Genomic DNA, 13,041 nt, shown 5'->3' with positions numbered 1-13,041 from the left:
GTCAGTACAGCCTGTCCCGGTAGGAGGTTTCGAGCCCGGTCTGGACCTCGTCCGAATCCAGTCCCTTGATCTGGTCGGCGAGGATCTTGCCCAGGGTCGGGAAGCTGCGGCGTTCGATCTGCACCGCCGGATCCCACAGCCGGGACCGGATCAGCGCCTTGCCGCAATGGAAATACAGTTCGTCCACCGTGACCTTGAGGGCGGAGGTTGGGACCTTGCCGTCCACCGCCATTGGCTCCAGCAGCGCCGGATCGCTGGTGATCACGGCGCCGCCATTGACCCGCAGCGTCTCGTTGACGCCCGGCACGAAGAACACCAGCCCGACCTTCGGATTCTCCAGCACGTTGGAGAGGCTGTCGCACAGGTTGTTGCCGCGCCGGTCGGGGATCAGCAGGGTCTTGCGGTCGACCACCGCGACGAAGCCGGGCGCATCGCCGCGGGGCGAGGCGTCGGCGCCGCCATTCGCCCCGGCCGTGGCGATGACCAGGAAGGGCGACAGGCCGATGAAGGCGCGGGCGTGCGGGTCGATCCGGTCCAGGATCTTGTTCCGGACCAGATCGCTCGGCTCGGGGTAGCGACCGCGGAGGTCGGCCTGGTCCTGGAGGGTCAGGGCGTCGTGAGCGGCTCCGTCATCCATGCGTGTCCTCCAGCATCGGCAGCTTCATGCCCTGTTCCCGGGCACAGTCGCGGGCGATGTCGTAGCCCGCATCGGCATGCCGCATGACGCCGGTTCCCGGATCGTTGGTCAACACCCGCTCCAGCCGGCGGGCCGCGTCGGCGGTACCGTCGGCGACGATCACCATGCCGGCATGCTGGCTGTAGCCCATGCCGACGCCGCCGCCATGGTGCAGGCTGACCCAGGTGGCGCCCGAGGCGGTGTTCAAGAGGGCGTTCAGCAGCGGCCAGTCGGACACGGCGTCGGACCCGTCCTGCATCGCCTCGGTCTCGCGGTTCGGGCTGGCGACCGAGCCGCTGTCCAGGTGGTCGCGGCCGATCACGATCGGCGCCTTCAGCTCACCCTTCGCCACCATCTCGTTGAAGGCGAGGCCCAGCCGGTGCCGCTGGCCCAGGCCGACCCAGCAGATCCGCGCCGGCAGGCCCTGGAAGGCGATGCGCTCGCGCGCCATGTCCAGCCAGTTGTGCAGGTGGGCGTCGTCGGGGATCACCTCCTTCACCTTCTGGTCGGTCTTGTAGATGTCCTCCGGGTCGCCGGACAGGGCGGCCCAGCGGAACGGGCCGATGCCGCGGCAGAACAGCGGGCGGATATAGGCCGGGACGAAGCCGGGGAAGTCGAAGGCGTTGTCGACCCCGACATCCTGGGCCATCTGGCGGATGTTGTTGCCGTAGTCCAGCGTCGGGATGCCCATGGCATGGAACTCCAGCATCGCCCGGACATGCGCCGCCATGCTCTCCTTGGCCGCGCGCACCACGCCCTCGGCATCGGTCAGGCGGCGGGATTCCGCCTCGGCCCAGGTCCAGCCCGCCGGCAGGTAGCCGTTCAGCGGGTCATGCGCCGAGGTCTGGTCGGTCACCACGTCCGGGCGCCAGGCCGGGTCGTTTTTCGCGCGGCGCGCGATCTCCGGAAAGATCTCGGCGGCGTTGCCCAGAAGGCCGACCGACACGGCGCGGCCCTGGGCCTTCGCCTCGTTCACGATCGCCATCGCCTCGTCCAGCGTCTCGGCCTTGCGGTCGACATAGCGGGTGGCCAGGCGGCGCTCGATCCGGCTGGCCTGGCATTCGACCGCGATCATCGACGCGCCGGCCATGGTCGCGGCCAGCGGCTGCGCCCCGCCCATGCCGCCCAGCCCGCCGGTCAGCACCCAGCGGCCCTTCAGGTTGCCGTCGAAATGCTGGCGGCCGACCTCGGCGAAGGTCTCGTAGGTGCCCTGGACGATGCCCTGGCTGCCGATATAGATCCAGGAGCCGGCCGTCATCTGGCCGTACATCATCAGGCCCTTGGCGTCGAGTTCGCGGAAATGCTCCCAGGTCGCCCAGTGCGGCACCAGGTTGGAATTGGCGATCAGCACCCGCGGCGCGTCGGTGTGGGTGCGGAAGATGCCGACCGGCTTGCCGGACTGGACCAGCAGGGTCTCGTCCGGGGCGAGGTCCTTCAGGCTGCGGACGATGGTGTCGTAGGACGCCCAGTTGCGGGCCGCCTTGCCGATGCCGCCATAGACCACCAGCTCGTCCGGGTTCTCGGCCACGTCGGGGTCGAGATTGTTCATCAGCATGCGCAGGGCGGCCTCGGCCTGCCAGGTGCGGCAGCTCATCTCCGTCCCGTGCGGCGCCCGGATGACGCGGCGGTTGGCGGTGGTGGTCACGGCAAGGCCTCCCTGTTGAATTGGCAATGGCGCTCGATTGGTATAGGGTTGTATATACAAGCTGTGCGAGGACGACAAGAGCCTCGGAAGACCATGATGGACGCCCCGCGATGACCGTGCTGCTCGACGAGCCGCTGCCGCTGTACCGCAAGGTCAAGGCGATGATCCTGCGTGCGATCGAGGCCGGGGAATGGCTGGAGAACGGGCGCCTGCCGTCGGAGAACGAGCTGGTGAAGTCGCTCGGCATCAGCCGGATGACGATCCACCGGGCGCTGCGCGAGCTGACCGAGGCCGGGGTGCTGGTGCGGGTGCAGGGCGTCGGCACCTTCGTCGCCGGGGCCAAGCCCGAGGCGCCGCTGATGGAGATCCGCAGCATCGCCGACGATGTCCGCGCCCGCGGCCACGCCCACAGCGCCGCGGTGATGCTGCTGCGGCCGGAATCGGCGACGGCGGAGACGGCGGCGCGGCTGGAGGTGCCCGAGGGCACCGCCATCGCCCATTCGATCCTGATCCATCACGAGGACCACGTGCCGATCCTGCTGGAAGACCGGCTGGTGCGGCTCGACTCGGCGCCGCACTACCTGGCGCAGGACTTTACCCGGATCACGCCGCATGACTATCTGATGCAGGCGGCGCCGATGCCGGATGGCGAGCATGTGGTCGAGGCGGTGCTGGCCGAGCCGTGGGAGCGCGAGCACCTGAAGATCGGCCGGCACGAGCCCTGCCTGCTGATCCATCGCCGCACCTGGTCGTCCGGCCGCCTGGTCAGCGTCGCCCGGCTGCTGTTTCCCGGCTCGCGCTACCGCATCGGCGGGCGCTTCACCAGCCGGCCGGCATCTCCCAGCCCCTGAGCCAGCCTTCGATCGGGGCGAGGTCGAACGGGGCCTCGCCCTCGCGGCCGATCGGCAGCAGCGGGCGCAGCGCGCGCCAGGGATCGCGCAGGCCCCGGCCGAGCCCGTCGACCGGCAGGTCGCGGCGGGCGATCGCCCACACCGCCACCGCCGCCTCGACCGCCACGGCCGACCAGGCGGCGTCGAGCTGGCGCTCGGCCTCCTCGACCGCGAAGGGCGCCATGCCGCCGACATCCTCGACCCCGTCGCAGACCTGGCCGCGATAGTGCAGCGCCACCGGCTGGGCGGCGATGCGGACGGCGGCGCCCTTGGCCGCGGCGATGTGGCCGAGATTGAGGAACTGCACCCCGCCGCTGGCCCCGCCTTCGGCCGCCAGCCCGGCCGGCAGGCCGCTGAAGGACGGCCATTGCAGCTTGTGCACCCGTTCGCCCGAGGCCTCGACGGCCTTGGCGACGGCCAGGCGCAGCGCGTCGAGCGACAGCGCCAGCAGCGTCGTCTCCATGCTGCCATGCGAGACCACGGCGCCGGTGCCACGATCGACCAGCGGGTTGTCGGCGACCGCGTTCAGCTCGCGCTCCCACACGCTCCAGGCCCAGGCCAGGGTGGCGCGGGCGGCACCGTTGATCTGCGGCGCGCAGCGCAGGCTCAAGGGGTCCTGCAGCAGCCGCGGCGCGCCGGGCTGCCACAGCACGCTGTCCTGCAGCAGCCGGCGCAGGGCGCGGCCGGAGGCGGCGTGGCCGGGCTGGGGATGGGCGTCCTCGACCACCGCCGACCAGGCGCCGGGATTGCCGCGGAAGCCCTCCAGCGACAGCGCCGCGGCGAGGTCGAGCGCGTCGAGCAGCCGCTGCGCCTCGGCCAGGGCCAGCGCCCCGGCGGCGAGGGTCAGGGCGTTGCTGTTGAGCAGCGACATCGCCTCCTTCGCCGCCAGCCCGTCCAGCGGCGGCGGCATGATGTGGCCGTCAAGCCCGGGCCCGTCGGAGCCGCGGCCGACCAGCGGCAGCGCCAGCTGCGACAGCGCGACGATGTCCGAGGCCCCGACCGAGCTGCCGTAGCGCACATCCGGCGCCGCCCCGGCATTGGCGCGGCCGAGCTGGGCCTCGCACAGCGCCGGGCGCACGCCGGACCAGCCGCGGGCGTAGCCGTTCAGCAGCACCGCCAGCGCGGCGCGGGCGGTGTGGGCCGGCACCTTGCCGCCGGGGGCGCGGGTGGCGTGGCCGGTCAGCACGCGAACATTGAAGTCGGCCTCGCGCCGCGGGTCGAGGGCGAAGTCCTTCTGCGACCCGAAGCCGGTGGTGATGCCATAGGCCGGCACCCCGGCCTCGACGATGCGGTCGACCACGGCGCGGGCCTCGCCGATCCGCGTCCAGGCGGCGTCGGACAGGGCCAGCCGGGTGGCGCCGGCGGCGAAGCGGGCCAGCGCCGCGATGCCGAGGCTGTCGCCGTCGAGGGTCAGGAAGGCCGTGTCGGCCGCGGGCATATGGGTCATCGTCGTGGAGCTCGGTGTGATCCTGCGCGGATCAATAGGGCAGGGCGGGCCGTTACGCCGACAGCCGAACGTCGTCGGCTGTCTCGCCGGCGACAGGGCCCTGTCGCGCCCGTGCAAAAAACTTCGCGACGGGATGTCGGAACGGGGGCCGCCCGTTCGTTCTTGGGGGGAAGGCCCTCGCCCGGGACGACAGGGAATGGGGAGAGAGGGCCGGAAACCGGCTTCAAAGCGAAAGGACTGCATCATGGCCAAGAACACGATCTGCGTCTGGTACGACAAGGACGCCGAGGCTGCGGCCCGCTTCTACGCGGAGACCTTTCCCGACAGCGCGGTCGGTCGCGTCCACCGCTCCCCCAGCGACTACCCCTCCGGCAAGAAGGGCGACGTGCTGCTGGTGGAGTTCACGGTGGCCGGCGTCGCCTGCGTCGGCCTCAACGGCGGTCCCACGCCCAAGCACAGCGAGGCCTTCTCGTTCCAGATCTCCACCGAGACCCAGGAAGAGACGGATCGGTACTGGAACGCCATCGTCGGCAATGGCGGCACGGAGAATGTGTGCGGCTGGTGCCGGGACAAATGGGGCATCTTCTGGCAGATCACGCCGCGCGTGCTGATGGAGGCGATGGCGGCCGGCGGCGATGAAGCCCGGCGCGCCTTCGAGGCGATGATGCAGATGGGCAAGATCGACGTCGCCGCGATCGAGGCCGCGCGCCGCGGCTGACGGTCCCACCCCGGGGGGCGCCAGGCCGGCCCGGTTCGCGGCCGCCCCCCGCAACATTCGCTTGGCGGCGCCGGGCCGGGCGGCGATGCTGCCGGCCATGGAACCCACCCCTCTCACCTATCCCCACCCGACCGCGCCGGAGCCCGGCGTGCCGGTCGAGGTCGCCCCCGGCCTGCTGTGGCTGCGCTTCCCGCTGCCGATGGCGCTGAACCACGTCAACCTCTGGCTCCTCCAGGACGATGACGGCGGCTGGACCCTGGTCGACGCCGGCATCGGCAACGCCGCGTCGCGCGAGATCTGGGACGGGCTGATCGCCGGCCCGCTGGCGGACAAGCCGATCCGCCGGGTGCTGGTCACCCACATGCACCCCGACCACATCGGCCTGGCCGGCTGGCTGTGCGAGCGCTTCACAGCGCCCCTGGTGATGACCCTGGCGGAATACGCCACGGCCCGCGCCACCTGGTCGGACGACCGGCCGGAGGTGTCGGCCGCCCACGCCGCCTTCTACCGCGCCGCCGGCCTGCCGCAGGAGGCGGTGGAGATGGTGGAGGCGCGCGGCAACGTCTACCGCCGCGGCGTGTCGCCGATCCCGGTCGCCGCCCACCGCATCCGCGACGGCGGCAGCTTCCCCATCGGCGGCGACCCCTGGCGGGTGATGGTGGGCGAGGGCCATTCCGCCGAGATGGCCTGCCTGTACAGCGCCCGGCGCGGCATCCTGATCTCGGCCGACCAGGTGCTACCGAAGATCAGCCCCAACGTCTCGGTCTGGCCGTCCGAGCCCGAGGCCGACCCCCTGGCCGATTTCCTTCGCAGCCTCTCCGGGCTGCGGCAGCTGCCGGCGGAGACGCTGGTGCTGCCGTCGCACGGCATCCCGTTCTTCGGGCTGCATCAGCGGATCGACTGGCTGGCGGCGCATCATGCCGAGCGGCTGGCCCTGACGCGGGAGCTGTGCCGCAAGCCGTCGACCGTGGCGGAGCTGATGGCGGCGATGTTCCACCGCGCGCTGGACCGGCAGCAGATGATGTTCGCGGTGGGCGAGGCCTCGGCCCATCTCAACCGCCTGGTCGCGGCGGGCGAGATCGTCCGCGAGACCGGCGCGGACGGCGTGTGGCGGTTCGTGGGGCGGTAAGGGCAGGGAGGTCGGGAGGGGAAGAGGGCTTCGCCCTCTCCCCGGGGTGAGGGCGCGGGACCAGATTGTCTGAGTCCCCCTCCCCCTGCGGGAGGGGGTAGGGGGAGGGGGTTGGCGCAGCCTGATCCGGCCCTCTCAGGATCGGATGCCGGAAGCACCATCGGCGCGCGGACGCGCGCAGCCCCCTCCCCCTACCCCCTCCCGCAAGGGGAGGGGGAACAAGGAAAGCTGCGGTCGAGCGGGCGGGTGGGCAGGCCATGCCGCCCCCTCAGCTGCTGTCCGGGTCCGGCGGCTTCCGGACCGGTGGGGCGGGGCCGCCCGGCAGCTCCCAGGGCGGGCGGTCGAGGCGTTCCTGGGTCTCGATGTCGTGCCAGCCGGCGACGACGCCCGGCGCCTTCGCGGACGGCTTGAGGTACCAGTAGCGGCCGGCGGCCTCGCCCTCCTGGGGCCAATAGCACGGGCCGGCCGGGTCGGGCGGATCCTCCGCGCCGCGATCCTCCGCGCCGCGATCCTCCTGCTTCAGCAGCCGGTAGGATTCCCAGTCGGCGCCGGAATACCCCGGGTCCAGCCAGGCCGGGTCGGGGTGGATGCCCATGTCGCGGCACAGGTGGAAGACGATCTCCTCCAGCGGGTGCTCGGCCAAGGCGAGGCCGGCATCGATCTCGGGGTCGTCGACCAGCCGTTCCCACAGCCCGGCCACCGAGGCCTTGGCCTGCTCGGTGTCCGGCCCGCGGTCGTCGGCGAGCGAGCAGACGACGGCGCGGGCTACCTGGTGGCGGCGCCTGGTCTTGTCCTCGGCCCGGGCACGGCTGGCGGCGGCCGCCTTGTCGGCCGCCTCGCGGCGCTGGCGGGCAAGCTGGGCCTGCAGCGCCACCGCGCGGCGCACGCCGCGGGCGGCGCGGTCGAAGGCCAGCCCGAACTCCCTGGCCTTGGCGGCGTCATCGGCCTTGGCGGCGGCCAGCAGGGCCTGGTGCATGATCTCCGCCTGCTCCATCGCCATCTCGGCCAGCCGGTCGAGCTTCTGCGCACCCCGCTCCGCCCGATCCCGGTCGGGATCGGCTGGGGCGGCTTCGGCGCCTGCGGTGACGGAGTGCGGCTCATGCATGGAACATATCATGAACAAACCGATCCGTTATCGCAATGAACAAATTGTTTACGGTTTGCCTCGCCTCTCCCTCGTCGTCATTGCGAGCGCAGCGAAGCAATCCATCGGGCCGTTCATGCGGGACCATGGATTGCTTCGTCGGCTTCGCCTCCTCGCAATGACGAAGAAGGGGGCGCGCGGAGGCGACTCCCGCCATGCCGGAACCCCGTGCCCCGGCCGGCGCCGGAGCGTAGGCTGAGGCACCCGAATCCAAGCGCGGAGCCATGCCATGCAGATCTCGTTCAAGGGCCGGAGGGTCGTGGTGGCGGGCGGCAGCCGCGGCATCGGCCGGTCGATCGCCCTGGCCTTTGCGGCGGAGGGCGCCGATGTCGCGGTCTGCGCCCGGGGCGCGCCGGGCCTCGCGGCGGTCGAGGCCGAGCTGAAGCGGCAGGGCGGGGCGGTCTTCGCCATGGCCTGCGACCTCGGCGAGGCCACGGCCGCCGAGCGCTTCGTGACGGCGGCCGCCGGTGCGCTCGGCGGCATCGACATCCTGGTCAACAACGCGTCGGGCCTCGGCTCGACGGATGACGAGGCCGGCTGGCTCGCCAGCGTCAATGTCGACCTGATGGCGACGGTGCGCGCCACCCGGGCGGCCATCCCGTTCCTCGAGAAGGCGGGCCTGGAGCAGTCGGGCCTGGAGCAGGCGAGCCTGGTGGCGGGGGGCGGCGCCATCATCAACATCTCGTCGATCTCCGGCCTCAGCGCGGTGCCGCGGACGCTGCCCTACGCCGCGGTCAAGGCGGCGCTGGTCAACTACACGATGGGCCAGGGGCTGGCGCTGGCGCCGAAGCGCATCCGGGTGAACGCCATCGCGCCCGGCTCGATCGAGTTCCCGGGCGGCGGGTGGGAGAGGCGCAGGAATTCCGACCCCCAGCTCTACCAGCGCACGCTCGACCACATCCCCTGGGGGCGGTTCGGGACGCCGGAGGAGATCGCCAAGGTCGCGCTGTTCCTGGCGAGCGACCTGGCGAGCTGGGTGACGGGCCAGACGATCGTGGTCGACGGCGGGCAGCTGCTGAGCTGAAGGGAGCTATGTGTAGAGGTTTGCGGTGGCGGCGCCGGTCGGTCGCCGGGTGCCGAGTTCGCGCCGCATCGCGGCGCCGTCAGGGGCTCCGCGTCGCGGGCGGGTGCCGCGGCCCGCACGCCGCCGCGGCGCCGGCGGCCGAAGCCGGCCTGCATCAGCACCTTCAGATGGACCGAGGCCATGGCGGGGGCGGTGCGGTCTCGGGTGTGCGAGGCTGACGGGAGCAGCGTGGCTCGGGTTCGAGCCGATCCCAGGAGCGGGAAGTGCGCGAGCTAGCCTCTCACTTGCAATAAGTCCGATTTTGCGAGTAAGGTTGCAGTAATTTCGGAAAAATTGAAATTTTATTCTGATTTGAAGGGGGATGAAATTGTCTGATCAGAAGCGTGCTTGCCTTATTTTCGTTAAGGCCACGGAGGGCCGTCGTGCCGCCGTCCGGACTCGTCTAGAGCAGAATGGATATTCAGTTTGCGAGGTGGAAGCGGAACTCGATGATGCCTTGGCGGCGCAATCGGGGGGCAGTGACCTGCCTGCTGAATTAATCGAATGCATCTCCAAATCGGATCTTTGCGTGTTCCTCCTGCCTGAGGCTGAGGCCAACGATGGCGTTCTTGATGACGCTGCCGGTCTAGCCAACAATCTGGGGAAGCGCATTGTTGGTATCGTGTCCGGGGACCGCATCGGTTACCCACAGAACTTGGATGACCATGCAGGCTCCATGATTCGAGAGGGCAGCGACCGCTTCGACGACGCGGTCTGCGGGACCGATGTCTGGGAGCGCCCCGATCGCTCTCCCGTGGTTGATCGTCCAATCAAGCACATCCGTTGCCAGTAGGCGGTCGTGCGGATTTTCTCCTACAAAATAGTCCGGGACTACGGCTTTGCGCCGAACCCGTTCTATGGGGTGTGCACGCTCGCCACATGTAAACCTCAAGTACGAACATCGGCGATGCCCGGCGACATTGTTGTCGGGTGCGGAAGCACAGGGAACGGGCTTGCTGGACATGTCATCTGCGTTCTGCGCGTCTCTGGGAAGTGTACCTTCCAAGAGTACTGGGATGATCCTCGCTTCGTGACGAAGCGGCCATTCTTTAAGGGCAGCCGTCGACGCGCATACGGCGACAATATCTATCACCACAATGTCGACGGATACTGGAATCAGGTGAGATCCCATCATAGTTTCGCTGACGGTACCCTAAATGAGCAAAATCTTATAAGAGATACGGGATCGGACAACGTTCTCTGGAGTGAAGATTTCGCTTATTTCGGCCGAAATGCGATACCCATTCCGGATTATCTTCGAGAATTTAATGGAGATGATCTCTATCCATCTAGACGAAGTCACCGGTCTAGATTTTCAGATGATTTTATAAGTGAGGTAGAAAACTGGTTCTCAGGGTTGCCATATCGCGGCTATCTTGGTCGTCCATTAAATTGGTAATAATTATACTTATAAAAATATAATATATACCACAGTGGCTATATAGAAAATCCTTATGTTATCAAGATTATTATATAAATATATCTAAGAGGTACCGGAGAATAATATGCTCGTATCCATTTATGACAATTTTGTCCACGACAGTGATCACTCTAAAGGTAAGCCACATGACGAACGCCTGGACATAGCGACCTACGGTCTCGCCGCCGAGCTCGGCTCTGTTGTTGCGGCCATCAAGAAGCGATTCCTTGGCGAAGGGGGCATAGAAACATGGAATGCTGCAAACGAGGAGATCATCGAGGAACTGGGCGATGTAGTTTGGTACTGCTTTTCTCTCGCGCGTATTGAAAATACCAAGAAGCCGGTAAACATCTTTACGCACGATATTGCTAATCTGAAGAAAGAGATTAGTGCCGCCGATGAACGTGCCGAGCGTATTCGCTTCATTCTCGAGCCGTCAAAACGAGATGATTTCCTTAGTGCAGCGGAGAGCTTCCCGAAGAGAACGAAGCTTATGGAGTTTGAGGACTACCAAACTGCCGCCTTCCTTACCGCCCGTACTAAAGATAGAACCCTTGTGGAGGTCTGCTTGGCTGTGCTCTGGCAGCTAAGCGCACAGCTTTTCCGACGTAAGCTGCCTGCCATTGAAAAAGAACTCAATCAAGCCGTCGTTGATCGGCCGATCAACGACATTCTCGGTGAAATCGCTTGGCACGTCTCGGCGCTGGCTAGCGTCTATCAACTCAAGCTCAGCGATGTTGCCCAGCATAATATGGACAAGGTCTCTTTCAGGCTAGATCGAAGACACCCCACGCCGCTCCACGACATCGACTGTCCTCCGTCGCAACAACTCCCGCGTCGCTTCGAAGTCGGCTTCGTCACCGTCGCAAAGGGTCGCTCGCGCATGTACATGGATGGGCGCCGCCTCGGCGATGATCTTACAGATAATTCGTACGATGATGATGGCTACCGATTCCATGACATCATGCATCTGGCGAACGCAGCAAAGCTCGGCTGGTCGCCAGTGTTGCGGGCTCTACTAGGCCGGAAGCGCAAATTGAAACCGCAGACCGATGAGGTGGAGGACGGCGCTCGCGCAAAGATCGTTGAAGAGGCCGTGATCAAGGTCATTCACTCGGAGGGCGAACGACTCGCGGAATTGCGCGGCGGAACCTCGACTGGTGGGCCAGTGCGCCTTTTCCCGAGTTCTGTGGAGATCACATTCAGATTCCTAAAGTTTATCCGCAATTTCGTGGCCGACCTTGAGGTGGAAAAAAATCGCTACTGGGAATGGGAGGAGGCCATCCTTGCTGGCTATGACATCTTCCACAGACTGCGCTGCGAGGGGCAAGGCACGGTAATCGTCGATCTTGAGGCCCGGTCAATCGACTTCAGGCCCGAGGTTTACATCGATCTCAACGGCAAAGTCGCCGGCCTTGGCTCAGCATGTCTCGATGCTGACATGTTCGGACGCGACCAGCGCTTTCAGTGCAAAATGGCCGATGCCAAAGGCGCGGGCGTCGGCAAGGATGGTGAGGCGCGCGTGGCGGCCCAGAAGCTTGCCATCCTTGATGCGTTGGGTATTCGTCAGCCAGACGAGCGCGATTTAGAGGCGCTACACGTCCAGGAGATCGAGGGCAAAGGGATCTGCGTCAGGGCGTCAGGGCCAGTGCAGCGCGCAATGTGGGATCGCAACGTCGTAGGCTTTCGCACCACGACCATGCCTGCGAACGCGGGGCAATGGTACTGTACCGCGATCGCTATCGCAGATGGCTAGCAGCTGCCTCGCATAGATATCATAGCAGAGACAGTTGTGCTGGTTCCGACCGCACCACTGGTCTTACCTTCATCGGAAGTACTTTGAGATTCCACTTTGGCGGAAAGTACGGTGATGCGGGAACCGTAGCATTAGTTGCGCTATAGCGCTGTTTTATCCTCGTCCGTCCAGACAAGCCACTCACGTCAGGATGTGCGACACGGGCATACTTTGATATTTCACAGAAGAGGTTTTGGCAGTCGATGGGTTGCAGCCGCCGGCCAAACAAGCCTCCGAACTGAAGCCCAAGCCGGCGGAACTCATCATCCTGACGCTCTGCTATCTCATATATGACATGTGCGGGATCGAGTGATCTAGCGTTCGTGAAGCATTTTGCGATGCCGTCTAGCGCGCCAGGGCCGGCTACAACAAATTCAGATTCACTAAAGTTAAGTAAATTTGAGTAGTTGAGATCAATGGCATATTGAAATGCGAGAAATGGACCGAGGCCAGGGTAATTTAAAATCATCCCATACGCTGCGTCGAAGCTTCGTGCTCCTGCGAGCCGGGCTGGCAAGCCATCCCTCATCATACTAGAGAGCATGGCAAGATGGTTAGAGTGCTTGCGCTGGTGCCCAAACGCCGGAGAAGGCATGATGTACGCGGCTGAGTACACGCGCTGGCCCGCTCCTATGACGTTGTCGAGGACGTTTGAAATCGCCTCGAAGCGAGCGTTTTGCCAGCTCAACGGGCCAAGTTCTTTCTCAAGCAAAGCCCACGTATCTATTCGGTTGAAAAGCTTGAACAATATCGTCCGGAAGAAGATTTCTGCTGGAGCTTGCGAGCGGTCCTCGCGGTATTGTACCTCCCGGATTAGGTATTGGCTGACTCGATCCGCAGCACGAAAAGCATTGGTGAATCGGTAATCGCGAAGGATTGGGTTGTCGGTCCATGGTCCGACGGGGTCAACCAAGCGCCGATAATAGATCGCCAGACGCTCGGCCGCGAAGCGCCAATAACTGTCGAACACTTCGGTGGGAGCGAGAGGAGTGATCATGCGAGCCCCTAGAATGTGCGAGGTGAGAGATTCCAGAAATCGATCAGATGATCATGACCGTGGCGGATGTCGGGGTCATGTCCGCCGTTAAATCGGTCGGCAAGGCAGCTTCCCCAC

The 13,041-nt window shown here is 66.1% G+C and carries 12 protein-coding genes; 7 read left to right on the top strand and 5 right to left on the bottom strand.

Annotated features, from left to right (window positions below; genetic code table 11):
* Position 1: 1 nt before the first annotated feature.
* Both E9232_RS06640 and hutU read right to left on the bottom strand, forming a co-directional pair.
* Positions 2–637 (bottom strand): pyridoxamine 5'-phosphate oxidase family protein, encoded by a 636-nt coding sequence (locus tag E9232_RS06640; RefSeq protein WP_309792864.1) that lies wholly within the window; start codon positions 635–637, stop codon positions 2–4.
* Positions 630–2,270, bottom strand: coding sequence for a urocanate hydratase (gene hutU / locus E9232_RS06635; protein ID WP_309793160.1), 1,641 nt, complete (start codon positions 2,268–2,270; stop codon positions 630–632). The genes E9232_RS06640 and hutU overlap by 8 nt, the downstream gene beginning before the upstream one ends.
* Positions 2,271–2,431: 161 nt before the next feature.
* On the opposite strand from hutU, the gene hutC reads away from it, so the two are divergent.
* Entirely contained in the window at positions 2,432–3,172 is a 741-nt protein-coding gene (gene hutC, locus E9232_RS06630; RefSeq protein ID WP_309792862.1) for a histidine utilization transcriptional repressor HutC, read from the top strand.
* On the opposite strand, the gene E9232_RS06625 is transcribed toward hutC, so the two are convergent.
* Positions 3,141–4,658, bottom strand: coding sequence for an aromatic amino acid lyase (locus E9232_RS06625; protein ID WP_309792860.1), 1,518 nt, complete (start codon positions 4,656–4,658; stop codon positions 3,141–3,143). The two genes, hutC and E9232_RS06625, sit on opposite strands and share 32 nt — an antisense overlap.
* 244 nt (positions 4,659–4,902) lie before the next feature.
* Here E9232_RS06625 and E9232_RS06620 point away from each other — a divergent pair, with 244 nt between their 5' ends.
* Positions 4,903–5,376 carry a VOC family protein gene (locus E9232_RS06620; RefSeq protein WP_309792858.1) on the top strand — a complete coding sequence of 158 codons (474 nt, stop codon included), beginning with the start codon at positions 4,903–4,905 and terminating at the stop codon, positions 5,374–5,376.
* A gap of 97 nt (positions 5,377–5,473) precedes the next feature.
* Positions 5,474–6,505 (top strand): MBL fold metallo-hydrolase, encoded by a 1,032-nt coding sequence (locus E9232_RS06615; protein ID WP_309792855.1) that lies wholly within the window; start codon positions 5,474–5,476, stop codon positions 6,503–6,505.
* Positions 6,506–6,773: 268 nt separating this feature from the next.
* Here the strand turns inward: E9232_RS06615 and E9232_RS06610 are convergent, their stop codons facing one another.
* Positions 6,774–7,610: a hypothetical protein gene (locus E9232_RS06610; protein ID WP_309792853.1), complete on the bottom strand. Its 837-nt coding sequence runs from the start codon at positions 7,608–7,610 to the stop codon at positions 6,774–6,776.
* Positions 7,611–7,878: 268 nt separating this feature from the next.
* Between E9232_RS06610 and E9232_RS06605 the strand changes: the two genes are divergently transcribed.
* From E9232_RS06605 to E9232_RS06595, 4 genes are all read left to right on the top strand, one after another.
* Positions 7,879–8,673, top strand: coding sequence for an SDR family NAD(P)-dependent oxidoreductase (locus E9232_RS06605; RefSeq protein WP_309792851.1), 795 nt, complete (start codon positions 7,879–7,881; stop codon positions 8,671–8,673).
* Between the two features lie 367 nt (positions 8,674–9,040).
* Entirely contained in the window at positions 9,041–9,505 is a 465-nt protein-coding gene (locus tag E9232_RS06600; RefSeq protein WP_309792850.1) for a hypothetical protein, read from the top strand.
* Between the two features lie 6 nt (positions 9,506–9,511).
* Positions 9,512–10,111 (top strand): Nmad2 family putative nucleotide modification protein, encoded by a 600-nt coding sequence (locus E9232_RS35790; protein ID WP_374710599.1) that lies wholly within the window; start codon positions 9,512–9,514, stop codon positions 10,109–10,111.
* A gap of 106 nt (positions 10,112–10,217) precedes the next feature.
* Positions 10,218–11,888, top strand: coding sequence for a MazG C-terminal domain-containing protein (locus E9232_RS06595; protein WP_309792848.1), 1,671 nt, complete (start codon positions 10,218–10,220; stop codon positions 11,886–11,888).
* 19 nt (positions 11,889–11,907) lie between these two features.
* On the opposite strand, the gene E9232_RS06590 is transcribed toward E9232_RS06595, so the two are convergent.
* Entirely contained in the window at positions 11,908–12,924 is a 1,017-nt protein-coding gene (locus tag E9232_RS06590; RefSeq protein ID WP_309792846.1) for a nucleotide kinase domain-containing protein, read from the bottom strand.
* Positions 12,925–13,041 lie beyond the last annotated feature (117 nt).

The sequence above is a fragment of the Inquilinus ginsengisoli genome, from assembly GCF_031453975.1.
Taxonomy (GTDB): Bacteria; Pseudomonadota; Alphaproteobacteria; order DSM-16000; family Inquilinaceae; genus Inquilinus; species Inquilinus ginsengisoli_A.
The sequence above is the reverse complement of the archived record's forward strand: the minus strand, read 5'-3'. Positions and strand labels throughout refer to the sequence as shown.